Source organism: Mesorhizobium sp. M0195, from assembly GCF_040322115.1.
Taxonomy (GTDB): domain Bacteria; phylum Pseudomonadota; class Alphaproteobacteria; order Rhizobiales; family Rhizobiaceae; genus Mesorhizobium.
This window is the reverse complement of the sequence record NZ_JAMYSV010000003.1, coordinates 458,233-480,528: the sequence shown is the minus strand read 5'-3', so window position 1 is coordinate 480,528 and position 22,296 is coordinate 458,233. Positions and strand designations below refer to the sequence as shown.

Annotated in this window: 20 protein-coding genes, 1 tRNA gene and 2 pseudogenes; 9 read left to right on the top strand and 14 right to left on the bottom strand. The window is 63.4% G+C overall.

The window, feature by feature from the left end:
* Positions 1-79: 79 nt before the first annotated feature.
* The 3 genes from rpsA to aroA all read right to left on the bottom strand — a co-directional run bounded on the left by rpsA (position 80) and on the right by aroA (position 4,251).
* Entirely contained in the window at positions 80-1,777 is a 1,698-nt protein-coding gene (gene rpsA, locus NKJ12_RS10465; protein ID WP_023676278.1) for a 30S ribosomal protein S1, read from the bottom strand.
* 204 nt (positions 1,778-1,981) lie between these two features.
* Positions 1,982-2,632, bottom strand: a complete 651-nt coding sequence (cmk, locus tag NKJ12_RS10460) for a (d)CMP kinase (RefSeq protein ID WP_352702526.1) — start codon at positions 2,630-2,632, stop codon at positions 1,982-1,984.
* Positions 2,633-2,892: 260 nt separating this feature from the next.
* Positions 2,893-4,251: a 3-phosphoshikimate 1-carboxyvinyltransferase gene (gene aroA, locus NKJ12_RS10455; RefSeq protein ID WP_352509789.1), complete on the bottom strand. Its 1,359-nt coding sequence runs from the start codon at positions 4,249-4,251 to the stop codon at positions 2,893-2,895.
* A gap of 194 nt (positions 4,252-4,445) precedes the next feature.
* Between aroA and NKJ12_RS10450 the strand changes: the two genes are divergently transcribed.
* Both NKJ12_RS10450 and NKJ12_RS10445 read left to right on the top strand, forming a co-directional pair.
* Positions 4,446-4,835: a TIGR02300 family protein gene (locus tag NKJ12_RS10450; RefSeq protein ID WP_254816066.1), complete on the top strand. Its 390-nt coding sequence runs from the start codon at positions 4,446-4,448 to the stop codon at positions 4,833-4,835.
* Between the two features lie 163 nt (positions 4,836-4,998).
* Positions 4,999-5,074: transfer RNA gene (locus tag NKJ12_RS10445), tRNA-Ala, on the top strand.
* Between the two features lie 181 nt (positions 5,075-5,255).
* Here NKJ12_RS10445 and NKJ12_RS10440 read toward each other — a convergent pair.
* On the bottom strand, positions 5,256-5,570 hold the full coding sequence (locus NKJ12_RS10440) for a hypothetical protein (RefSeq protein WP_352509788.1): 315 nt from the start codon (positions 5,568-5,570) through the stop codon (positions 5,256-5,258).
* 522 nt (positions 5,571-6,092) lie between these two features.
* Here NKJ12_RS10440 and NKJ12_RS10435 point away from each other — a divergent pair.
* Positions 6,093-7,592 (top strand): helicase HerA domain-containing protein, encoded by a 1,500-nt coding sequence (locus tag NKJ12_RS10435; protein WP_352691798.1) that lies wholly within the window; start codon positions 6,093-6,095, stop codon positions 7,590-7,592.
* 312 nt (positions 7,593-7,904) lie between these two features.
* On the opposite strand, the gene NKJ12_RS10430 is transcribed toward NKJ12_RS10435, so the two are convergent.
* From NKJ12_RS10430 to NKJ12_RS10395, 8 genes and pseudogenes are all read right to left on the bottom strand, one after another.
* Complete coding sequence (locus NKJ12_RS10430) at positions 7,905-8,972, bottom strand: ABC transporter ATP-binding protein (RefSeq protein WP_352702524.1); 1,068 nt, start codon at positions 8,970-8,972, stop codon at positions 7,905-7,907.
* Positions 8,972-9,760, bottom strand: coding sequence for an ABC transporter permease (locus tag NKJ12_RS10425; protein ID WP_352452724.1), 789 nt, complete (start codon positions 9,758-9,760; stop codon positions 8,972-8,974). The genes NKJ12_RS10430 and NKJ12_RS10425 overlap by 1 nt, the downstream gene beginning before the upstream one ends.
* The gene (locus NKJ12_RS10420; protein WP_352702522.1) at positions 9,760-10,629 is read right to left on the bottom strand and encodes an ABC transporter permease; all 870 of its coding nucleotides are present in this window, start codon (positions 10,627-10,629) and stop codon (positions 9,760-9,762) included. Before NKJ12_RS10420 ends, NKJ12_RS10425 begins: the two co-directional genes overlap by 1 nt.
* A 60-nt stretch (positions 10,630-10,689) precedes the next feature.
* Positions 10,690-11,751, bottom strand: coding sequence for an ABC transporter substrate-binding protein (locus tag NKJ12_RS10415; RefSeq protein WP_352702519.1), 1,062 nt, complete (start codon positions 11,749-11,751; stop codon positions 10,690-10,692).
* 38 nt (positions 11,752-11,789) lie between these two features.
* The gene (locus NKJ12_RS10410; RefSeq protein ID WP_352702517.1) at positions 11,790-12,773 is read right to left on the bottom strand and encodes a PfkB family carbohydrate kinase; all 984 of its coding nucleotides are present in this window, start codon (positions 12,771-12,773) and stop codon (positions 11,790-11,792) included.
* A complete protein-coding gene (locus NKJ12_RS10405; protein ID WP_352702515.1) occupies positions 12,770-13,825 on the bottom strand; it encodes an ADP-ribosylglycohydrolase family protein in 1,056 nt (351 codons plus the stop codon). The genes NKJ12_RS10410 and NKJ12_RS10405 overlap by 4 nt, the downstream gene beginning before the upstream one ends.
* A 3-nt stretch (positions 13,826-13,828) precedes the next feature.
* Complete coding sequence (locus NKJ12_RS10400; protein WP_352702513.1) at positions 13,829-14,554, bottom strand: GntR family transcriptional regulator; 726 nt, start codon at positions 14,552-14,554, stop codon at positions 13,829-13,831.
* A gap of 139 nt (positions 14,555-14,693) precedes the next feature.
* Positions 14,694-14,933 (bottom strand): annotated as a pseudogene (locus NKJ12_RS10395) (ABC transporter permease); the annotation flags it as partial.
* 111 nt (positions 14,934-15,044) lie between these two features.
* Here NKJ12_RS10395 and NKJ12_RS10390 point away from each other — a divergent pair.
* Both NKJ12_RS10390 and NKJ12_RS10385 read left to right on the top strand, forming a co-directional pair.
* Positions 15,045-15,644 (top strand): ANTAR domain-containing response regulator, encoded by a 600-nt coding sequence (locus tag NKJ12_RS10390; RefSeq protein ID WP_023676288.1) that lies wholly within the window; start codon positions 15,045-15,047, stop codon positions 15,642-15,644.
* Between the two features lie 2 nt (positions 15,645-15,646).
* The gene (locus NKJ12_RS10385; protein ID WP_352702511.1) at positions 15,647-16,885 is read left to right on the top strand and encodes a CmpA/NrtA family ABC transporter substrate-binding protein; all 1,239 of its coding nucleotides are present in this window, start codon (positions 15,647-15,649) and stop codon (positions 16,883-16,885) included.
* A gap of 244 nt (positions 16,886-17,129) precedes the next feature.
* Here the strand turns inward: NKJ12_RS10385 and NKJ12_RS10380 are convergent, their stop codons facing one another.
* Positions 17,130-17,258 carry a hypothetical protein gene (locus tag NKJ12_RS10380; protein ID WP_352448433.1) on the bottom strand — a complete coding sequence of 43 codons (129 nt, stop codon included), beginning with the start codon at positions 17,256-17,258 and terminating at the stop codon, positions 17,130-17,132.
* On the opposite strand from NKJ12_RS10380, the gene NKJ12_RS10375 reads away from it, so the two are divergent.
* The 3 genes from NKJ12_RS10375 to NKJ12_RS10365 all read left to right on the top strand — a co-directional run bounded on the left by NKJ12_RS10375 (position 17,245) and on the right by NKJ12_RS10365 (position 20,351).
* Positions 17,245-18,561, top strand: a complete 1,317-nt coding sequence (locus NKJ12_RS10375) for a CmpA/NrtA family ABC transporter substrate-binding protein (protein ID WP_352702508.1) — start codon at positions 17,245-17,247, stop codon at positions 18,559-18,561. The genes NKJ12_RS10380 and NKJ12_RS10375 overlap by 14 nt on opposite strands.
* Before the next feature lie 84 nt (positions 18,562-18,645).
* Positions 18,646-19,542: a nitrate ABC transporter permease gene (ntrB, locus tag NKJ12_RS10370; RefSeq protein ID WP_352506992.1), complete on the top strand. Its 897-nt coding sequence runs from the start codon at positions 18,646-18,648 to the stop codon at positions 19,540-19,542.
* An 11-nt stretch (positions 19,543-19,553) separates the two neighbouring features.
* A complete protein-coding gene (locus tag NKJ12_RS10365; protein ID WP_352479817.1) occupies positions 19,554-20,351 on the top strand; it encodes an ABC transporter ATP-binding protein in 798 nt (265 codons plus the stop codon).
* 281 nt (positions 20,352-20,632) lie between these two features.
* Here NKJ12_RS10365 and NKJ12_RS10360 read toward each other — a convergent pair whose 3' ends face one another.
* Positions 20,633-20,824 (bottom strand): hypothetical protein, encoded by a 192-nt coding sequence (locus tag NKJ12_RS10360; protein WP_352506991.1) that lies wholly within the window; start codon positions 20,822-20,824, stop codon positions 20,633-20,635.
* A gap of 262 nt (positions 20,825-21,086) precedes the next feature.
* Here NKJ12_RS10360 and NKJ12_RS10355 point away from each other — a divergent pair.
* Positions 21,087-22,292 (top strand): annotated as a pseudogene (locus NKJ12_RS10355) (MFS transporter); the annotation flags it as partial.
* Between the last annotated feature and the right edge of the window lie 4 nt (positions 22,293-22,296).

The following is a 22,296-nucleotide window of genomic DNA, read 5'->3' as shown; positions in this document are numbered from 1 at the left end:
CACAAGCAAAAGCCCCGCCTGATCGTTCCGGCGGGGCTCTCTTGTTTCGTTTATAACCCGCGCGAAGCGCGGTGTTGGCTTAGCTGCCCTGCTTCTTCAGCGCGGCGCCAAGGATGTCGCCCAGCGAAGCGCCGGAGTCGGTCGAACCGTATTGGGCGACCGCTTCCTTCTCTTCGGCGATTTCCAGCGCCTTGATGGAGACCTGCAGTTTGCGGGTCTTCTTGTCGAAGGCGATGACGCGGGCGTCGACCTTCTGGCCGACGGTGAAGCGCTCGGGGCGCTGCTCGTCGCGGTCACGGCTGAGGTCGGAGCGCTTGATGAAGGTCTCGATGCCGCTGTCGACCAGCCGCACTTCCAGACCGCCATCCTTCACGCCGATAACCTCGCAGGTGACGACTGCGTTCTTGCGCAGTTCGCCCGACGTCGCGGCTTCGCCGACCGTGTCCTTGGCCAACTGCTTGATGCCGAGCGAGATGCGCTCCTTGTCGATGTCGACGTCGAGCACCTGCGCCTTGACCATGTCGCCGCGATTGTACTCCTCGATCACCTGCTCGCCCGGACGGGTCCAGTCGAGGTCGGAAAGGTGGACCATACCGTCGACGTCGCCTTCGAGGCCGATAAACAGGCCGAACTCCGTCTTGTTCTTGACCTCGCCCTCAACCTGGCTGCCGACCGGGTGGCTGCGCGCGAAGGCCTCCCACGGGTTCTCCAGCGTCTGCTTGAGGCCGAGCGAGATACGGCGCTTGGCCGGATCGACTTCGAGCACCACAACGTCGACTTCCTGCGTTGTCGACAGGATCTTGCCGGGATGCACGTTCTTCTTGGTCCACGACATTTCCGAAACGTGGATGAGGCCTTCGATGCCCGGCTCCAGCTCGACGAATGCGCCGTAGTCGGTGATGTTGGTAACGGTACCCTTGATCTTCTTGCCGATCGGGAACTTGGTGCCGATCTCGGACCACGGATCGCTCTCGAGCTGCTTCATGCCGAGCGAGATGCGGTGGGTTTCCTGGTTGATGCGGATGATCTGCACCTTGACCGTCTGGCCGATGTTGAGGATTTCGGTCGGATGGTTGACGCGGCGCCATGCCATGTCGGTGACGTGCAGCAGGCCGTCGATGCCGCCGAGGTCGACGAACGCACCATAGTCGGTGATGTTCTTGACGACGCCTTCGACCACCTGGCCTTCTTCGAGGTTCTGCACGATTTCCGAACGCTGTTCGGCGCGGCTTTCCTCGAGCACGGTGCGGCGCGACACCACGATGTTGCCGCGGCGGCGATCCATCTTGAGGATCTCGAAGGGCTGCGGGTTGTGCATCAGCGGCGAGACGTCGCGGATCGGGCGGATGTCGACCTGGCTGCGCGGCAGGAAGGCCACGGCGCCGTCGAGGTCGACGGTGAAGCCGCCCTTGACCTGGTTGAAGATGACGCCTTCGACGCGTTCGCCCTTGGTGAACTTCTCTTCGAGACGGACCCAGCTCTCTTCGCGGCGGGCCTTTTCACGCGACAGCATGGCTTCGCCAAGCGCGTTCTCGATACGCTCGACATAGACCTCGACCGTGTCGCCGACCTTGAGCGTCGTATCCTTGCCCTTGACGCCGAATTCCTTCAGCGGCACGCGGCCTTCGACCTTGAGGCCGACGTCGATGATGGCCATGTCCTTCTCAATGGCGGTGATGATGCCCTTGACGACCTGGCCTTCGCCGGAATGGCCGGCGGAAAATGATTCTTCGAGCAGGCTCGCGAAATCATCGCGAGTGGGGTTTGCAACTGACATAGTTTCTCCTGGAATGCCCCGCAATCTGTCGCAGGGCCGGCGCCGTGGGTTAGCGTTGCGTTGGCCTGCCAACGTTCCGGGCAAAAGCCCTGGCCGCCTTTGAGCGGCAATTCCGGCGCATGAAGAATGCTGGCAGGCTGGTTCACGCCCGATATGGGAATTCTTTTTGTCGCCGGCAATCGGCGGCGGCAGGAAAACCCAGGCTCAGGCTTTGTTTCTCTTGGCCAGGACGTCGTCGATGATCGCCCGTGCTGCCAGAAACGCGGCTTCTATAGCCATTTCCGACGTGTCGAGCAAGTGCGCGTCGACGGCCGGCTTCAAGGGCGAGTCCACGCGGCCCATGTCGCGCTCGTCGCGGCGCACGATATCGGCAAGGATTTCGTCAAAATTGGCAGTGCCGCCGATGCTCTCGATTTCATCCAGCCGCCGCTTTGCCCGCACCTCGGCACTGGCCGTGACATAGAGTTTTACGTCGGCATCGGGACAGACGACGGTGCCGATGTCGCGGCCGTCGAGCACCGCGCCAGGCGGTGTTCTTGCGAAGTCACGCTGTTTCTCTACCAGGATGCGCCGCACCGACGGGATCACTGCCACTTTCGAAGCCGCCTCGCCAACGGCGTGTGCCGAAAGCACTGCGCGGTCGAGCTTTGCCGGATCGACCTGCCGGGCCGCGGTTTCAGCGGCCGAAACATTGTCGAGCGGCAGGCCGAGCCGGAGCAGCGCATGCGCCACCGCGCGATAGGTAAGGCCGGTGTCGAGCAGGTTCAGCCGATGGTGATCGGCCAGCCTGCGGGCGAGCGTGCCCTTGCCGGCGCCGGCGGGGCCGTCGATGGCGATGGTAAAAGGGATGCTCATTGGCAGTGGACCAGCCCTCGCGCCTTCGTCATCCCAGGGCGGAGCAGGAGCGAAGCTCCGTCGCGGAGACCCTGGGATCCATGCCGTGACATGTACCGAGGGATGCGGCGGGCCAGAATTCTGAACCGTTGCGATGCTCTGACGTCACGGCATGGATCCTGGGGTCTTCGCCGCGTCGCTTCGCTCCTTGCTTCGCCCCAGGATGACGAAGGGAAGGATGTTGGCGCCCAATCTCCAAGGTTTACGATTGCCATCAACTGTCACTCGATCTCCGCCCCCAGCCCCTTCATCAGCCCCATGAATTCCGGAAAGCTCGTAGCAATCATCGCCTGGTCGTCGATGGTCACAGGTTTTTCCGTCGCCAACCCCATCACCAGAAAACTCATGGCGATGCGGTGGTCGAGGTGGGTCTGGACGATGGTGCCTTGTCCATTTGGGTGCTGGCCCAATCCCTTGCCGCCCGGCTTTCCACGCACGACAAGCGAGGCCTCGCCCTCGGTGCAGTCGACGCCGTTGAGCGTTAGCCCGTTGGCGACCGCCGACAGCCGGTCGGATTCCTTCACCCGAAGCTCTTCCAGCCCGAGCATCAGCGTTTCGCCCTCGGCGAAGCTGGCCGCCACGGCAAGCACCGGATACTCGTCGATCATGGTCGGCGCCCGTTCGGGCGGCACGGTGACGCCCTTCAACTCGGAATAGCGCACGCGCAGGTCGGCGACATCCTCGCCGCCTTCGTTGCGCGGGTCGATTATGTCGATGCGCGCGCCCATTTCCTGCAGCGTCAACAGAAGTCCGGTGCGGGTCGGGTTCATCAGCACGTTTTCGATTGTAATGTCCGAACCCGGCACGATCAGCGCCGCCACCAGTGGAAAGCCCGCCGAGGAGGGGTCGCCTGGCACCGCGATGGTCTGCCCGGTGAGCTTGCCCTGGCCTTCGATGAAAATGTGGCGCACGCCGCGCTCGTCGGTCTCGACCGACAGATTGGCGCCGAATCCCTTGAGCATCTTTTCTGTGTGATCGCGCGTCATCACCGGCTCGATGACGGTGGTGATGCCCGGCGTGTTCAGCCCAGCCAGCAGCACCGCCGACTTGACTTGTGCCGATGCCATCGGCACGCGGTAGGTGATCGGCGCGGCGTGCTTAGGCCCGTGCAGCGTGATCGGCATGCGGTCGCCAGGCGTCGCCTTCAGCACCTGCACGCCCATCTGGCGCAGCGGCTCGAGCACGCGGCCCATCGGCCGGCCGGACAGCGAGGCGTCGCCGATGAAGGTGGTCTCCATGTCATAGGTGCCGACCAGGCCCATAGTGAGGCGGGAGCCCGTGCCGGCATTGCCGAAATCGAGTGGGCCTTCCGGCTGCAGCAGCGCGCCATTGCCGGTGCCGCGGATCACCCACTCAGTGCCATGCTTCTCGATATGAGCGCCCATCGCCTTCATGGCGGCGCCCGTACGCATTACGTCCTCGCCTTCCAGCAGCCCGGTGATGCGGGTTTCGCCAGAGGCCAGGCCACCGAACATGAACGAGCGGTGCGAGATCGACTTGTCGCCCGGCACCCGTGCCGCACCTGAAAGGCCAGATGATTTGCGGGCGGTGGCCTGTTTCGGGGCAGCAGCGTGCGACATGGTTCTTTCCTGGAAACGCCGGCGCCCGGCTATTTTCTTCTGGTTTGCGCGGTCTCCTATCATGGCGGACCGAAATGGTCATCCCCTTGGTACGAAGGCCTTCGAATTCACGCTTTTTGGGACGCCGGCTTTTCGCTTTGACAGCGCCGTAAACTCTGGTTAAGGGGACCAAACTTTCATCGACGAGGCTTGCTGTGGCAAAACCCGAACTTGGCACCAAACGCATCGACCCGGAGACGGGTCGAAAATTCTATGACTTGAACAAGGACCCGATCGTCTCGCCTTATACGGGCAAGAGCTATCCGCGATCCTATTTCGAAGAAGGCAAGATCGCCGCCCTCGAGGAAGAAGAGGAAGTTGCCGAAAAGGAAGTGGACGCCGAGGAGGAAGAGGGCGTCGAGGTCGTCTCGCTCGAAGAGGCGGACGAGGACGCGAAGGCCGACGAGCTTCCCGATCTCGCCGATGACGAGGACGACGTCGACCTTGGCGATGATGAGGATGACACATTCCTCGCCGACGAAGAGGAAGAAGACGACGACGTTGCCGACATGATCGGCGTCGGCGACGACGACGACGAAGTCTGAGCGAACCGCATTCGCCGGCTTTCGCCGCGCCGCCTAGAAAAAGCGGTCGTTGAAGGCTTGATATTGACTGAAGGCGGGGTTAGAAGCCGCCTGCACTAATGGCGCGGCCTAGAACCCGCGCCGGATCTCTTCGCCGGAAACGGCGCCGGCGAACTGCCGGAGTGGGGCCATAGCTCAGTTGGGAGAGCGCTTGAATGGCATTCAAGAGGTCGTCGGTTCGATTCCGATTGGCTCCACCAGTTCTCTCCGCGAAAATCAGCAGAACGGCCGCCGGTCCCGGGCTGGCCGCCATCTGTCGCCGACCTAGCTGAGACAAAATGTATGGCTAGCCGACCTCGGCTCGCCGTCCATCTAAAATGGTGAGCCCGTGCCCGGTCTGGACCAGGCAGCGGGCTGAAACGACCGCTGAGCAAAACTCCGTTACTTGTTGCAGTTCTGCATATCCGACGTCATGGCGCCGCTTGGGGTGTTGTTGTCGGTGTCGTTGCCTGCCGTATCCTTGCAGCGGTCCCCCATACCGTTTGTCTGCGGCGTGGTGGCGTTCGTTGCATTCGGATCGATCTGGTTCGGCGTAGTGGTACTGGTCCCGTTGTTGCCGCTGTTGCCGGCGGTGCCCGTGTCGACGCCGGTATTGCCGTTCATACCAGTTCCGCCAGTTCCCGAACCGGTTGATTGTGCCATGGCAGATGTGGCCAGGCCGATAGCAAGTAGGGATGCAGAGAGAATTTTCATCATCTTAGTGTCTCCATCGAGTTGCATCGCTGGATCGCGATCTAACCCAACGAGAGTTTTTCCAGGATGTTCCGTTCGACAGAAATAGTGATCGATACAGTCATTATGAGAGCTTTGTTGTTCGTCGTTTCGCGAATGGCACCACGACAGCGGTAAAAGGCGAGCCGCAAGCCGGTGTGTTGCCGGACGCCAGCACCAGCGGCTCGTCGGGCAGGCCATGGACGATCAGCTCCGGGGTCGAGAGCGGGGATGCAGCATGCCGAGGTAGATCTCGCTGGCGGCGAGTGCTCTTTCCAGCAATGGCGAATTCATCCCGATGAGATCCAACTCGACCTCCGGATAACGGCTGCGAAACATCCGCACCGCCTCCTTATCGAATCGAAACGGCCCGTTTCATTCCAATCCTCTGCGATCCCCTGATCGTGAGCAGCATCCAGCCTGTGCGCAACACGGAGCGTCGGCCATGGCGCGCTCGACGGGCTGTGATGCGGTTGATAAGCCCTCTCCTTAAGGAGAGTCGAAGACATGACGGTTGCGATCGAGATGGGCCACACGAGCGCAGGCGCCCCGGCGGCGCTGGATCTTGAAGAACTGCTGGCGACGCGCCTTTTGGTGCAGGGCAATTCGGGCTCCGGCAAGTCCCACCTGCTGCGCCGGCTCTTGGAGCAGAGTGCGCCCTGGGTGCAGCAGACGATCATCGATCCCGAAGGCGACTTCGTGACACTGGGCGACCGTTTTGGCCATCTGGTGATCGACGCCGAGGAGCATACCGAGCGCGGCCTGCAGAGCGCCGGCGAGCGGGCGCGCATCCACCGCGTCTCCACGGTGCTTAATCTCGAGGGGCTCGACGCCGAGAACCAGATGCGGCGCGCCGCCGCCTTCCTCGGCGGACTTTTCGAGGTCGCCCGCGACCACTGGTATCCGATGCTGGTGGTGGTGGACGAGGCGCAGCTGTTCGCGCCGGCGGTTGCCGGCGAGGTTTCGGACGAGGCGCGCAAGCTCTCTCTCGGCGCCATGACCAATCTGATGTGCCGTGGCCGCAAACGCGGGCTGGCCGGGATCATCGCCACCCAGCGGCTGGCCAAGCTTGCCAAGAACGTCGCCGCCGAGGCTTCCAATTTTCTCATGGGCCGGACCTTTCTCGATATCGACATGGCGCGCGCCGCCGACCTGCTCGGCATGGAGCGGCGCCAGGCGGAAGCCTTTCGCGACCTCGAGCGCGGGCAGTTCATGGCGCTCGGCCCGGCGCTGTCGCGCCGCCCGCTCGGCTTGCGCATCGGCCCGACCGATACAAGTCCGCGCAACGCGACGCCGCGCCTGATGCCGCTGCCGGAATCGGGACTGGAGGACGCGCGCGCGATCATCCTGGCGGCCCCGCCGCCCGAAACCGTCCGGCCGCAGCGCCGGTCGTCGCCGGACCTGCTCGATCAGCTGATGGCGGCAAAATCGGCGGCGCTGGAAATCCGCCCCGAAGCGGTGGAGCCGCCGATCAGCGCCGAGGACTTGGCGGAGCGGCGCGAGCGTGTCGACCGGGTGCTGCGCGCTGTGCTGGCGCAACCCGACGCGGGCTTCCGTGTCATCGGCGTGCTCTATCAGGAGTTCGTGGTCCGCTGCCGCATAGAGGGCCTCGCCTCGGTCGTGCCGGACCTGCCCGCGTTCCGCCGCATGCTGACGCGCGCCCGCGCCGGCCTGGGCTCCGACATGGCCGACGATGACGCCTGGCAAGATGTCTCGGCGCGCGCCTCGCTGCTGCCCGAGGATATGCAGGGCGTGTTCATGATGATCGCCCGCGCGGCCAAGGAGGGGTGGCCCTGCCCGAGCGACGCGGCGATCGCCCGCGCCTATGGCTCGCACTCGCTGCGCCGCGCCCGGCGCCTGCTGACCTATATCGAGGAGCAGGGGCTGATCGTCTGCCAGCTGGATGGGGTTGGCCGGCGGACGGTGACGCTGGTCGAACTGGCCTGGGCGACGGCGCCGGGCGATCCGAATGCCGAGGAGGCGGAGCAGGGGAGGGTGGTGGGATGATGGGGAGGGCGATTTGGGCGAAAGCTGGCGTCGCTCAACAGCAGCAAAGCCAAAAGCGGTCATCGCCGAAGCATTACTCAGACGTCGCGTTTGGGCGGAAAGTGGACCGGCGGCTTCTTGGTGCGAGATGTGAGTGAGCCGGCGGTCTGCACGGCAAAGGATTTGTCCTGATCTGGACCCAACGCAGTCAATTAGTGCTGCCAATATCTGGCGGTGGATTTTTTCTTTGCTCACGATGAGCGACGAATGTTCGGTAGGGCAGAGGAGGTGGGGAGGTAACGCAACGTCCCGTTAGCACGGCCGCCCGCTAGACTAACTCGCTGCCATCAGGACGGTACTCTCCGGCGACCACCGCAGCACCACTTCCTGGCCCTCCGCCAGCTTGTCAGCACCGGTGTTCTGCACGATGACTTTCAGCATCTGTCCGCCACGTTCGACGAAGTAGGTGCTGCTATTGCCGGCAAAGATGCGTTTCGACACTTCCCCCCGCAGCACGTTCGCATTGGCCGTATCCGGAGCCGCAGCATCGGTGAAGATGCGGATCCGTTCGGGCCGTACGGCGCAACTGGCCTTTGCACCAGGGGCAAGGTTGGCGCCAGATCCAGCGAAAATCGCCGTGCCGTCCGGCAGCCGGATGCCGTTGCCTGTGCTCTCGCCACGAAAAATGTTGGCATCGCCGAGGAAGGTGGCGGCGAACTCGCTCTTCGGCCGATTGTAGATCTCCTCGGGCGGGCCTTCCTGCACCAGCTTGCCGTCTCGCAGAATGCCGACGCGGTCGCTCATCGTCAGCGCTTCTTCCTGGTCGTGGGTGACGAAGATTGTGGTAATGCCGATCTCGCGTTGGATGCGCTTGAGCTCGAGCTGCATTCCGACGCGCAGCGCTTTGTCGAGAGCGCCGAGCGGCTCGTCGAGCAGAAGTACACGCGGCTTGGTGATGATGGCGCGAGCGAGCGCCACCCGTTGGCGCTGGCCGCCGGAGAGCTGGTGTGGCCGGCGACCACCGAGCTTGCCGAGTTGCACGAGGTCGAGCGCCCCCTGCACCGCGGCAGCAATCACTGCCTTGGGCTCGCCGCGCACGGACAAGCCGAAGGCGACATTGTCGGCGACGCTCATATTGGGAAACAGCGCGTAGTTCTGGAACACCATGCCGATGCGCCGTTTTTCGACCGGCACCCGCTCGACGCTCTCGCCTCCGATCGCAATGCGGCCAGAGTCGGGAAAGTCGAAGCCGGCGATCTGGCGCAGCAGCGTGGTCTTGCCGCTGCCGGAGGGACCGAGCAGGGCGTAGAAGCCGCCGTCGGCAAAATCGATGGAGACATCGTCCAGCGCCTTGTGCGCGCCAAAACTGCGCGACACATTCGATACCTGCACGCCCGCCATTATTTCTCTCCGCCGAATTTGAAGAAACGCGCCGTGAGCAGCATCAATGCCATCGACACGACAATGATGATCGTCGAGACCGCATTGATCTCAGGTGTGAATCCCTTACGGATCGCGGCGTAGATTTCGACCGGCAGCGTCGTTTGGCCGGGCGTCGACAGAAAGTAGGATACGACGAACTGGTCGAAGGACACGGCGAAAGCGAACAGCCCTCCGGCAATGACACCCGGCATGATCCAGGGCAGCGTGACGCGGTTCGTCACCTGCCATTGATTGGCGCCGAGCGAGCGCGCCGCCTCTTCCAACTCGGGCGCGAAGGTCTGCAGCCGGGCCGATACGACGACGATGACATAGGGCAGTGCAAGCGCGACGTGGCCGAGCAGGATGGCGAACAGACCGCGCCCGATGCCGACGCCGAAGAAGAAGATCAGCATCGCCGTGCCGGTAATCAGCCACGGAATGGCGATTGGCGGAAACAGCAGCGCCTGCAGGAATTTTTTGCCGCGAAATTCATAGCGGTAGAGCGCCAGTGACGCCGCGGAGCCAAGCACCACGCAAATGATGGTGGTGATGACCGCGATCTCGAGGCTGTTCCAGGTGGCTGAGATGAGCTGGTCGTTCTGCCACAGCGAGGCATACCATTCCGTCGTCCATTCGAACGGCAGCTGATAGAAGGGCGAAACGTTGAAAGACATCAGCGCCATGATGATGATGGGCACATAGAGGAAGGCGAGCAATAGCCAGATGTAGAGGCGGCCGAGCCATTCGAGGACCCGTGTCGTCGCCATCACATAGCCCTCCTCAGCACCGGCGAGGCAACCGCCAGGATGACCAGCACGACGGCCAGCAGGATAAAGGAGAGCGCAGCACCCAGCGGCCAATTGAACACGGCGACGAACTGGTCCTCGATGACAGTGCCGTAAAAGGTGCCGGTACGGCCGCCAAGTATGCGCGGCTCCATGAACGAGCCAACGACCGGGACGAAGATGAGGGCCGCGCCAGCCACCAGCCCCGGCATCGACAGCGGAATGATGACCCGCTTCAGCATCTGCAGCCGCGATGCGCCGAGCGAGCGCCCGGCCTCGATCAGCGAGTCGTCGATGGCCTGTAGGGTCAGGTAGCAGGTCAGCACCATGTAAGGAACGTAGGAGTGCACTAGCCCGATGATGACAGCCGGATAGGAATACATCAGGTCGATATTGATCTTGAACGGCAGCACGGCGTTGAGCGCGGTATCGAGAATGCCCCCTTCGCGCAGCACCATCGCCCAGGAGAAGATGCGCACAAGCCCATTTGACCAGAACGGCAGGATGACGAGCAGGAAAATCGCTTCGCGGCTACGGCCTTTCAGCACCTTGGCTAGCACATAAGCGGCGGGATAACCGACGATGATGCACCACAGCGTCACTTCGAGGCCGAGGCGCAGCGAGGCGAGCAGAAGCGTCAGATAGAGGCTTTGCGAGAAGAAGGCGGTATAGTTTTCGAGCGTGAACGCCCACGGCTTGCCCGACAACGGCAGCTCGGTCGTGAGAGAGAAGAAGACCATGGCTGAGAGCGGCAGGAAGATCGCAACCGTCAGCCAGAGATAGGCAGGCGCCAGTAGCGGCAAGGCCGATCTCAGCCCGCTGCGCGACGCGGCTGCAACCTGTGCTGCCATGACATCCTCCCAGGGAAGGATCAGCCGACATATATGATCGGCTGATCCCGCTTTCTGCTGTTACTTCACGTTGACCTTGAGCTGCTGCCAGAGCGACAGATAGGCTTCGCGCTGGGCGTCTGTGATCGGCGCCTGGAACTGAATGCGCTTGGCAACTGCCGGGTCACCCATCACCTTGCGGTTGAACGCATCCTCGGGAAGTGCTTCCACGGCCTTGGTATTGGCAGATACCGGGGCTCCGACCTTGGTGACCCATTCGACATAGAACTTCGGGTCGACCATGTAGTTGATGAAGGCCTCGGCGCCGGCGACATTCTTGGAACTGGCGGGAATGGAGAAGGCGTCGAGCCAGGCGACAGCGCCCTCCTGCGGGATCACGAGCGAGACTGGCAGCTTGAAATGGGTCTTGGCGCGGTCGGCCGAGCCGCTCCAATAGGTGCCGATGTCGATCTGGTTAGAGGCAACCATCTGGTTCCAGTCGTTCTCCGAGCTCCAGAACGTCTTGATCTGCGGCATGAGCGAGGTGAGTTTCGCCTTGACCGCCTCCATGTCCTTGACATCGTTGATGTTCTGGCCGGTGGCAATGGCGCCGAACTGCACCGCCTCGACGGCATCGTCACGGATGGTGACGCGGCCCTTGTGGGCGGGATCCCACATTTCAGCGATGCTCGTTGGCGGCTTGTCGAAGGACTTGTCGTTGATGGCGAGCGCCGTCAGTCCCCAGACCCACGGTACCCCATAGACCTTGCCGTTATGGACAAGCATCGGCGAACTCGCCTTGTCCTTGCTGATGTCGGCATAGTTCGGCAGCTTGGATGTGTCGATCGGCTGGATCAGCTTTTCCGCCATTGCCTGGTCGTTGAAGGCGGCGTTGATCATAACGACGTCGTAGAGGCCGGGATTGGTCCTGAGCTTGGTCAGCATTTCCTGTTCGGAATTGAAGAAGTCGTTGACGACCTTGTTGCCGGTCGCCTTCTCGAAGGCCTCGATGGCCCACGGCTCGTCGGCGCCGTAGCCCTTCCAGTTGAGTACGTGCACCTCGTCGGCGTTTGCGGCAAATGCAAGTGCGGAGGTGAGGACGGCGGTCGCCGTCAGCAGGGCAGTCAAGTCGGGCATGCGCATGTTCGTTCCTCTCTGTGTTTGCCCGCTTCCCGGGCTTGTCAGGCTGTCGGGCGTTTGGCCTCTTGCTTCTGGCCATGGAGGCCGATCTGCGGACCGCCATGGCTCAGGAATGTCTGGATCTCGTGGTCGGTCGGCGCTGATGAACCACCGTGGCGGGTGACGGCAATGGCCGCCGCCGCATTGGCGTAGTGCGCTGCCGCAAAAGGCGGCATGCCGCGCGCCAGCGCACTGACGAAAGCGCCGATATGGGTGTCGCCGGCGCCATTGGTGTCGAGGGCGGCGACCTCGAAGCCGGCAATCGTTTGCGCCGAGCCGTCGGCCAGCCGCACATGGCAGCCTTTCGCGCCAGCACGAATGACGACGCCAACGGCCTTAGGGGAGTGGTCACTTAGCAGCCGTGACGCGAGTGTCTCGACGGCGCCCGGACCGGCAATCGCGGCCGCTTCCGTCGTGTTGCAGCTCAACCAGGTAGTACGGGCGAGTATCCGCGACAGGATAGGGTGGGGAATGTCGGTGATGACAGGTGTCGGGTCGAGGACAAGCGGTGTGTCGGCCGGAAGCGCCTCGATCCAGTCGGTGAGCGCGTCGCGGCTCTTGGGATAGCTCAGCGTATAGCCTGACGTGAACACCCAGTCGTCTGCAGCGACCACCACGGGCGCCAGCATGTCGAGGCTGAGTACGCTTTCAGCGCCCGGCCAAGACACGAAGGTGCGTTCGGCATCGCTCGAGATCAAGGCGACGCAATGGCCGCTGTCCATCATGGGCGATGGCGGGGTCATAGTACTGATACCCTCGGCGTTGAAGGCGCTGCGCAGGAAGTCGCCATTGGGTCCGCTGCCGAGTTGGCCGCCGAACACCACCTTCATGCCGGTGCGGCTGGCCGCGACCATCATGTTGAAGCCGCCGCCGGCGACTCGTGCATAGCTCGACGCAGTCTTCTCCGTGCCCGGGGCCGGCAAGGCATCGATGCGGTAAACATAGTCGACCACCGCGCTGCCGACATGGACGAGACGCCCTCTCATGCCGCCGCATCCTTGCCGCCACTGCCCTTGTCCACACGGCCCTTGGACATCCGCGCCACAACAAGGTCGGCGGCGAGCGCGCTAACCCCCGTCATGTCGATGCCCTTGAGGTTTGCAATGCGGTTCTGAGGCAATCGGGAAAAGCCGGTGCAGGCACCGGCCATGCCGGCCGCGATGGCGCCGATCGTATCGGTGTCGCCACCGAGATTGGCACTGATGACTGCCGCCTGCCAGGGGTCACCACCGGCGACTTCCAGCACTGCGAATGCAGCCGGAACCGACTCCTGGCTGGCGACGCCGGTGCCGACCAGATCGATGATCAGCCGGATCGCGTCCTTCGTCGCCTTGCCGCGCACAAGCTCCTGCGCCCAAGTAATGCGCGCAGCAATGTCACCGCCGGTCGCCCAATGGCCGAGCGTCGCCCCTCGTCTCGCTGCCGTGATGGCGTTGTCGGAAGCGGCACGCCAGTCACCGCCAGCGACGCCGCGGCTGATGGCGGCAGCGACCGCTGCGGCCGAAGCGATTGCGATCGACGTGTTGTGCGTCGCCATGCAGGTTTCGGCCACTTTGGCGACCAGCGCGTCAAGCGGCTCCAGCGGCATCATGATACCTACTGGCGCGATGCGCATGGCCGCACCATTTGTGTCGCCACTGCGCCCGGCTTCCTCGGCTGGTATACCATTGTTGATGGCGTCGATGGCGCGTTTGGTTGATGGTCCCAGCAGATCGTAGCTGCCGCGCGCCTTGACATCGCGTTCCCAGTCGAGCAGCGCGTTGACCCACCGCGCATGGTCGAACCGGTTACCGGATTCGACCAAGATACGGCCAAGCAGAAGCGCCTGTTCGGTGTCGTCGGTGATCGTTCCGGCCGGGAGCCCCTTCGACACCGGATGGTCGGCGAAAGGAGTAATGAAGCCTTCGATATGGCCGTAGAGTTCGGCAATCCGCGCCGGCGACAAAAGCTGCGTCGGCATGCCCAGCGCATCTCCCAGTGCCCCGCCGACAAGCGCTCCCATAGCCCGATCGGTCGTGTCCCGGGTGTCGTCGGGCATCTCTCAGAACCTCATATGCAGCGCAAAATGCGCCGGGTTGAGCAGGCTGGTCACATATTCGATCGGCCGGTCATCGGCCGCACGCGTCAACCGGCGACCGCGCAGGAACGGCGTGCCTTGCGGGCAGCCGAGGATTGCGGCATCGTCGGCGTTGAGCATTTCGATGCCCACCCATTCGTCGCCATGGTCGGGAATGAGGCCGGCGCCGCGCAGCGTCTGGTGCAGCGAGCCTTCGCGCAGGCCGCGCAACGGCACGTCCTCCAGTTCGGGCGACAATGGCAGTCGGCTGCGCTCGATGGAAATAGCGTGGCCGTCGCTGGCATTGGTGCGCACCCGGTCGACAGCGATGAAAAACGGGTTTTCTATACCAAGCAGCGCGGCAAGATCAGGATCCTCGATCACCTCAAGCCGCAGGGTGCGCGTCTCGGCATTGGCGCCGGCGTTGGCGAGCGCCCGCGACCAACCGATTGAGTCATCGACGGGGTTGCCATCGAAGGTGACGAAAGAGCCGATGCCGACCTTGGTGGTGATCAGTCCGCGGCTTGACAGTTCCTCGAGGCCCTTGCGAACGGTGTTACGGCTGACGGAGAAACGCTGGACGAGCTCGTTCTCGCTTTGCAACCTGTCGCCGAAGCCCAGAACACCGGAGCGGATTTCATGTTCGAGAACCGTGGCAATCTGTTCTGGCTTGCCCGTGCCGGGAGACAGTTGAACCGAACGCCGCTTCATTTGGATACCTGTTCAGTGAACCTGTATGATCATGTTCATTATCCTCACGCGGTGGTCTTGTCAACGACGACTGATATCTGGCCTGCAGCCGTGAAGGACGCTTTCAAATCCCATGACTATCTGACCGCACAGCGTTTCGGGTGAGGATCAGCGCCCCGATGATGGTGGAGCCGCCGCGGCCGCCGGAGATCGAGGTTCCGCCGCCGACGGCCGCGGGCACCGAAGGCAGCACCAGCGGTTCGGCGAGCGACAGCGACGGCGCCTTGATCAGGCCGATATAGAGCAGTGCGAGCCCGCTCGAGATGATGTAGGGCACGGTGATCGCCTGCCAGGCGCAGACGCCGGACAGGCGTGTTGCCCGTTCGTTGTCGCCGACCGCCGCCCGCGTCGCGGCGGCCGTCGCGCCCAGTGCCTCAGGCGGCGCCGGCTTTGTTTCCGTGAATCTCGCTATGCCGCATTGCACAATCGCCTCGCCTGCGCAAAATGCGGCATGATCCGCAAATCCCTCACTGTCCTGGTGATCGATGAAAACCACATCCGCGCTTCGATAATCGAAGCGGGATTGCGGGAGGCCGGGCACCAGCAGGTCACGGTCATCCACGACGTCGCCGGCATCGCGCGGCGGATCGCCGAGATCGAACCCGACGTCATCGTCATCGATCTCGAAAATCCCAACCGCGACATGCTCGAAAACATGTTCCAGCTTTCGCGCGTGGTGAAGCGGCCGATCGCCATGTTCGTTGACCGCTCGGACCAGGCGTCGATCGAGGCAGCGGTGGAAGCCGGGGTGTCGGCCTATGTCGTCGACGGCCTGCGCCAGGAGCGGGTCAAGCCGATCCTCGATATGGCGATCAGCCGCTTCAACGCCTTCTCGCGCATGGCGCGCGAACTGGAAGAGGCCCGCAGCGAGTTGGAGAGCCGCAAGGTGATCGATCGCGCCAAGGGCATCCTGATGAAGTCGCGCGGCCTGTCGGAGGACGCGGCCTACACGCTGCTGCGCAAGACAGCCATGAACCAGAACCGCAAGATCGCCGAAATCGCGCAGAGCCTGGTGACGGCGGCAGGGCTTCTGGATCCCGAGGAGAGTTGAGAATGGCGGCCGAGCACCGGATCAATGTTGGCTTCATGCCGCTCTTCGACAGCGCCGTCCTTGTCGCGGCGAAGGAAATCGGCTTCGCCTTGCGTGAAGGCATCGACCTGACGCTCAACCGGGAAACGTCCTGGGCCAACATCCGCGACCGCATCGCCATCGGCCATTTCGACCTGGCGCATATGCTGGGGCCGATGCCGATCGCCTGCAATCTGGGGCTGACGCCGCTCGCCTCCGACACCGTCGTGCCGTTCTCGCTCGGCCTGGGCGGCAATTGCGTGACGGTTTCGAACGCGGTCTGGGCCGGCATGGCCGCGCACGGCGCCCGGCCCGATCTCGATCCGGCGCGGGCCGGCAAGGCGTTGGGCGCGCTGATCCGCGAACGGGCGAATGGCGGCGGCGATCCGCTGCGCTTCGCCGTCGTCCATCCGCATTCCGGGCACAATTACGAACTGCGCTACTGGCTCGCCGCCTGCGGCATCGACCCGTCGCGTGAAATCGAAATCGTCATCGTGCCGCCGCCATTCATGGCCGACGCGCTCGCCGCCGGCAGGATCGACGGCTACTGCGTCGGCGAACCCTGGAACAGCGCCGCGGTCGTCGCCGGCACCGGCCATATCGCCACGGTCAAGGCGGCCATCTGGAAGACCAGCCCGGAGAAAGTCGTCGGCGTGCGCAAGGCATGGGCGGAAAGAGAGCCGGACGCGCTTTCGGCTCTGCTGCGCGCGCTGCATCATGCGGCGCGCTGGTGCCAGGACCCGGCAAACCGCGGCGAACTCGCGGCCCTGATGGCGCAGCCGGCCTTCCTCGGCCTGGCGCCGGCGCTGCAGATGCCGATCCTCAGCGGGCATCTGGCGCTCGGCGGCGGTGCCGAACTGGGCGTCGGCGACTTCTTTCTGCCCTTCAACAAGGCGGCGAACTTCCCGTGGAAGAGCCATGCGCTGTGGTTCTACACGCAGATGGTGCGCTGGGGCCATGTCGCGCACACGCCGGAAAACCTTGCTATTGCCCGCGACTGCTACCGCCCCGATCTCTACCGCTCGGCGTTGAAGCCGCTTGGCGTGGCGCTTCCTGGTGCCAATGCCAAGGTCGAGGGCGCGCTGAAGGCCGCGACTCCGGTCGGTTCGGCGGGGGCAAGCCTGGTGCTCGGTCCCGATGGTTTCTTCGACGGTCAGATCTTCGATCCCGACGAGATCGACGCCTACATTGCCGGCCAGAAATTGGCGCGCGACGAAGTCTGATCATTTCGGCGCCATTCTTGTGCACTGCACAAAAAATGTGCGTGCAACTGCGCTAATGAACAATCTTTGGCTTGCTCGCCCAGCGGGCCGACGCGCCAACGAATTTGGCATGTCGTTGATCTCGTGGAGGTTTGTCATCCATTCCGAAACTGGCACGGTTCCTGCGTTGCAATAGGCAGACTCTCCTCGGGGTCACGGAATAGGCGTCCAATGGCGGGCGCTACAGGCAACGCTGCCGCTCAGGTCAACACGCGATCCCGGATGGACGGACGCGCGCGGCCTGGCCGGCGGCTTTTTTGTTTTGGTCGAACACGCAATCGACGGCGCCGATCCCAAGCCGCGCCCAACCGGAGATGACGATGACGAAAAGCACCAATAGCCATTCCGCCCAAACGGCGATCAGCCGCCGCGATTTCCTGAGGATCAGCGCGACCACCGCGGCAACGCTGGCCGCGGCGCGTGCGCTGCTGCCCTCCGGCGCCTATGCGGCTACCGCCGTACCGGAAGTCACGGGCGCCAAGCTCGGCTTCATCGCATTGACTGATGCAGCACCGTTGATGATCGCCAAGGAGAAAGGCCTGTTCGAGAAATTCGGCATGCCCGATGTCGAGGTGCTCAAGCAGGCCTCCTGGGGGGCGACGCGCGATAATCTGGTGCTCGGCGGCGAAGCCAACGGCATTGACGGCGCCCATATCCTGACGCCGATGCCTTATCTGATGCACACCGGCAAGGTGACGCAAAACAAGCAGCCGCTGCCGATGGCGATCGTGGCTCGCCTCAACTACGACTGCCAGGGCATTTCCGTCGCCCAGGAATATGCCGCCACCGGCGTCGCCCTCGACGCCTCCAGGCTGAAGGATGCCTTCGCCGCCAAACAGGCCGCTGGCAAGGAGGTCAAGGCCGCCATGACCTTCCCGGGCGGCACGCACGACCTCTGGCTGCGCTACTGGCTGGCCGCCGGCGGCATCGATCCCGACAAGGACGTCTCGACCATCGTCGTGCCGCCGCCGCAGATGGTCGCCAACATGAAGGTCGGCAACATGGACGTGTTCTGTGTCGGCGAGCCGTGGAACGAGCAGCTCGTCCACCAGGGCGTCGGCTTCACCGCCGCCACCACTGGCGAGCTATGGAAGGGCCATCCGGAAAAGGCGCTCGGCCTGCGCGCCGCCTTCATCGACAAGTACCCGAACGCCACCAAGGCGATCCTGATGGCCGTCATGGCAGCCCAGCAATGGTGCGAAGCCAAGGAAAACAAGGACGAGATGGCCGCCATCATCGGCAAGCGGCAATGGATGAACGTGCCGACCGCCGACATCATCGGCCGCCTCAAGGGCGACATCAACTACGGCAATGGCCGCGTCGCCAACGGCACAGATCTCTACATGAAGTTCTGGCAGGGCGGCGTGTCCTATCCCTTCAAGAGCCACGACAGCTGGTTCCTCGCCGAAAACATCCGCTGGGGCAAGTTCGCGCCGACCACCGACATCAAGGCGCTGGTCGCCCAGGTCAATCGCGAGGATCTGTGGCGCGAAGCGGCCAAGGATCTTGGTGTCGCCGCGGCCGATATCCCGGCGTCTTCATCGCGCGGCGTCGAGACCTTCTTCGACGGCAAGGTGTTCGATCCGGAGAACCCGTCCGCCTATCTCGACAGCCTGAAGATCAAGGCATCGGCCTGAACGGTGCAAACGGCGCTCGCGCCGTTTGTCGCCGCAAGCGCAACGGCGCCGCTTGTCGCCAAATGCCAAAGGAACATTCGAGAAATGTCTATCCAAGCCATCGAGGACCGCAAGGTGAAGCCGTTCCCCGCGCCTTCCAAGCCCGCCGAAATCATCGCCTTCACCGCCAGGGCGCGGCGTCGCTTCGACCCGGCCGCAATCGCAGGCAAGCTGGCCAGCACGCTGGTGCCGCCGGTCATCGTCGTCGCCCTCATGCTCGTCGTCTGGCAGGTCGCCTGTTCGTCGCCGACGGCCAGCCTGCCGCCGCCAAGCCAGGTCTGGAACGAGGCCTATGACCTGATCGCCCATCCGTTCTTCAACAATGGCCCGCAGGACATTGGGCTCGCCTGGCGGGTGCTGATCTCGCTGCAGCGCGTCGCCATCGGCTTTGGCCTTGCGGCGGTCGTCGGCGTCGCGCTCGGCGCTCTGGTCGGCCAGTCGATCTGGGCGATGCGCGGCCTTGATCCGGTGTTCCAGATTCTGCGCACGGTACCGCCGCTCGCCTGGCTGCCGCTGTCGCTGGCGGCGTTCCGCGATTCCAGCCCGTCGGCAATCTTCGTCATCTTCATCACCTCGATCTGGCCGGTGATCATCAACACCGCCGTCGGCGTCCGCAACATTCCAGAGGACTATCGCAACGTCTCCCGCATCCTCAGGCTCAACCAGCTCGAATTCTTCGTGAAAATCATGGTGCCGGCCGCGGCACCTTACATCTTCACCGGCTTGCGCATCGGCATCGGTCTGTCCTGGCTTGCCATCGTCGCCGCCGAAATGCTGACCGGCGGCGTCGGTATCGGCTTCTTCATCTGGGATGCCTGGAATTCGTCGCGGCTGCCCGACATCATCGTCGCACTCGCCTATATCGGCGTCACCGGCTTTTGCCTCGACCGCCTGGTCGCGTCGGTCGGCGTCTTCGTCACCCGCGGCACAACGGCAAAGTGAGGAGAGGGACGATGACGGCCTATCTGAAACTCGACCATATCGATAAATCCTTCATGCGCGGCGGCCAGGTCAGCGACGTCCTGAAGGACATAAGACTGACCATCGACAAGGGCGAATTCGTCTCGATCATCGGCCATTCCGGCTGCGGCAAGTCGACCTTGCTCAATCTAATCGCCGGGCTGACCAAGGTCTCCGCCGGCGCGGTTCTGTTGGAGGACAAGGAGGTCGACAGCCCCGGTCCCGAACGCGCCGTGGTGTTCCAGAACCACAGCCTGCTGCCATGGCTCACCGTCTACGAAAACATCAACCTCGCGGTATCCAAGGTCTTCGGCGGCAAAAAGAGCCGGGCCGAACGGCATGACTGGATCATGCGCAATCTCGATCTCGTGCAGATGGCGCATGCGAAAGACAAGCGCCCAGCGGAGATTTCGGGCGGCATGAAGCAGCGCGTCGGCATTGCGCGCGCGCTCGCGATGGAGCCGAAGATTCTTTTGCTCGACGAGCCGTTCGGGGCGCTCGACGCGCTGACCCGTGCGCATCTGCAGGACGCGGTGATGGATATCCATTCGAGGCTCGGCTCGACGACGATCATGATCACTCACGATGTCGACGAGGCGGTGCTATTGTCCGACCGCATCGTCATGATGACCAACGGGCCGGCGGCCACCATCGGCGAGGTTCTTCCCGTGCCGCTGGCCCGGCCGCGTCGGCGCATCGAGCTTTCCTCCGACCGCACCTTCCTACGCTGCCGCGAGGCGGTGCTGAAATTCCTCTACGAACGCCACCGCTTCGTCGAAGCCGCGGAGTGAGGCCATAACGGGCTAACGCGTCATCATCATTGGAAATCTGCATCGGCAATGGGCAATCTACCGCATTGCACAAATATTATGCTGCTGTGCAAGGCATCTTGACTAATCTTTGATCCGCTGCCGAGCTTGGTCAAAAGTCGCGCGGCTGCGGTTCATATTGATTTCATTCGATAATTAAGAGCGCTGTCGAATTGGCACGCTTCCTGCTTTCCAAAATGTAAGGCCCGCAAGGGCCAAGTGACACGGCGTCCAATGGCGGGCGCCACAGGCAAAGCTGCCGCTCAGGTCCACACGCGCTCCCGGAATCCCGGACGCGAAGACCTGGCCGGCGGCTTTTTTGTTTTGACGCAATCGACGGCGCTGGTCCCAAGCGGCGCCAACCGGAGACGACGATGACGAAACGGATCGGAACTGGCGCGTGCCTCGCGGAATTCACGCGCCGCCATTTTTCTGGCCAGCAGCGTGCTGTTCACCGCCGCGCTCGTCCTCTTTCCCGCTGGCGCCAAGACTGACGGCAAAGGTTTCGAAGTGACCGTGCACAGCTCGGTTTCAACCAGTTCGCCGATGCCGCGCCGCTGACAGTCGCGAACGAACAGCCAAGGGCGGTGCCGCCCCCCACGCCGCAAACCGGAGCCAGAAAATGACCGCAAATCTCCCTGCCGCGCCCAGCCAGGACACTGCTCCCCGGCAGGCGCTTCTGATGTCCACCATCGCCTTCACCGTCTGCTTCGCGGTGTGGACGATCTTTTCAATCATCGGCGTGCGCATAAAGCAGGAACTGGGGCTGAACGAGACGGAGTTCGGCCTGCTCGTCGGCACGCCGATCCTCACCGGCTCGCTTGTGCGCATGGTGCTCGGTGTCTGGACCGACCGTTTTGGCGGTCGGCTGGTATACACCGCGACCATGCTTGCGGCGGCAGTCGCGACCTTCCTGCTCGCGTTTGCGCACACCTACGGGCAGATGCTGGCCGCTGCGCTAGGCGTTGGGCTCGCCGGCGGTTCCTTCGCCGTCGGTGTCGCCTATGTCTCGCGCTTCTTCCCGGCCGCAAGCAGGGTACGGCGCTTGGCATTTTCGGTGTCGGCAATGTCGGCGCCGCGGTCACCAAGTTCCTGGCACCGTTCGTGCTTCTCTCCTGGGGCTGGCAGTCGGTCGCGCTGATCTGGGCGGCAGCGCTCGTCGTTATGGCCGCCGTCTTCTGGGTCACGACCGGCGACGATCCGGTCATTCGCGAGCGCCGCGCCGGCAAGGCAGCGCCCGCGAGAAGCTTCTTGCAGGAATTCGCGCCGCTCAAGAACCTGCAGGTCTGGCGTTTCGCCTTGTATTATTTCTTCGCTTTCGGTGCATTCGTGGCGCTGTCGCTGTGGCTGCCCCGCTACCTGATCGGCGTCTACGGCTTCGGGCTTGCGACCGCCGGCATGATCGGCGCGGCCTATTCAATTCCGGCAAGTATTTTCCGCGCCTATGGCGGCGTGCTTTCCGACCGGATCGGCGCCCGCACCGTGCTCTACTGCACCTTCGCTGTCAGTGCCGTCGCGACTCTCGTTCTGTCTCTCCCCTCGGCAGACTACGTCGTGCGCGGTATCAGCGGGCCGATCGCCTTCCATTTCGAGATCGGCCCGCTCGCCTTCATAGCCGTGGCCTGTGTGCTCGGCTTCTTCATGAGCCTCGGCAAGGCCGCCGTCTACAAGCACATCCCGGTTTACTATCCGCAGAGTGTCGGCGCGGTCGGCGGCGTTGTCGGCATGATTGGCGGGCTCGGCGGCTTTATCCTGCCAATCGCCTTCGGCGTGCTCAACGACCTCACCGGCGTCTGGTCGAGCTGCTTCATGCTGCTCTTCGTCATCGTCGCCACCTGCTTTGCCTGGATGCATTTTTCCATCCGGCGGATGGAGCGCACGGCGTCTGCCGAAGCTTCAGGCCTTTCCTACGCGGCTGAGTGAGAGC

Bases quoted from the DNA above. Each gene is read 5' to 3' on its own strand.
- NKJ12_RS10375 (WP_352702508.1), top strand. From the start codon at position 17,245: ATGACGAAAAGCACCAATAGCCATTCCGCCCAAACGGCGATCAGCCGC.
- NKJ12_RS10430 (WP_352702524.1), bottom strand. From the start codon at position 8,972: ATGGCGGGCGTGCAGGTATCGAATGTGTCGCGCAGTTTTGGCGCGCAC.
- ntrB (WP_352506992.1), top strand. From the start codon at position 18,646: ATGTCTATCCAAGCCATCGAGGACCGCAAGGTGAAGCCGTTCCCCGCG.
- rpsA (WP_023676278.1), bottom strand. From the start codon at position 1,777: ATGTCAGTTGCAAACCCCACTCGCGATGATTTCGCGAGCCTGCTCGAA.
- NKJ12_RS10440 (WP_352509788.1), bottom strand. From the start codon at position 5,570: ATGATGAAAATTCTCTCTGCATCCCTACTTGCTATCGGCCTGGCCACA.
- NKJ12_RS10390 (WP_023676288.1), top strand. From the start codon at position 15,045: ATGATCCGCAAATCCCTCACTGTCCTGGTGATCGATGAAAACCACATC.
- NKJ12_RS10400 (WP_352702513.1), bottom strand. From the start codon at position 14,554: ATGAAGCGGCGTTCGGTTCAACTGTCTCCCGGCACGGGCAAGCCAGAA.
- NKJ12_RS10405 (WP_352702515.1), bottom strand. From the start codon at position 13,825: ATGCCCGACGACACCCGGGACACGACCGATCGGGCTATGGGAGCGCTT.
- NKJ12_RS10425 (WP_352452724.1), bottom strand. From the start codon at position 9,760: ATGGCGACGACACGGGTCCTCGAATGGCTCGGCCGCCTCTACATCTGG.
- aroA (WP_352509789.1), bottom strand. From the start codon at position 4,251: ATGTCGCACGCTGCTGCCCCGAAACAGGCCACCGCCCGCAAATCATCT.
- cmk (WP_352702526.1), bottom strand. From the start codon at position 2,632: ATGAGCATCCCTTTTACCATCGCCATCGACGGCCCCGCCGGCGCCGGC.
- NKJ12_RS10420 (WP_352702522.1), bottom strand. From the start codon at position 10,629: ATGGCAGCACAGGTTGCAGCCGCGTCGCGCAGCGGGCTGAGATCGGCC.
- NKJ12_RS10385 (WP_352702511.1), top strand. From the start codon at position 15,647: ATGGCGGCCGAGCACCGGATCAATGTTGGCTTCATGCCGCTCTTCGAC.
- NKJ12_RS10365 (WP_352479817.1), top strand. From the start codon at position 19,554: ATGACGGCCTATCTGAAACTCGACCATATCGATAAATCCTTCATGCGC.
- NKJ12_RS10410 (WP_352702517.1), bottom strand. From the start codon at position 12,773: ATGAGAGGGCGTCTCGTCCATGTCGGCAGCGCGGTGGTCGACTATGTT.
- NKJ12_RS10415 (WP_352702519.1), bottom strand. From the start codon at position 11,751: ATGCGCATGCCCGACTTGACTGCCCTGCTGACGGCGACCGCCGTCCTC.
- NKJ12_RS10435 (WP_352691798.1), top strand. From the start codon at position 6,093: ATGACGGTTGCGATCGAGATGGGCCACACGAGCGCAGGCGCCCCGGCG.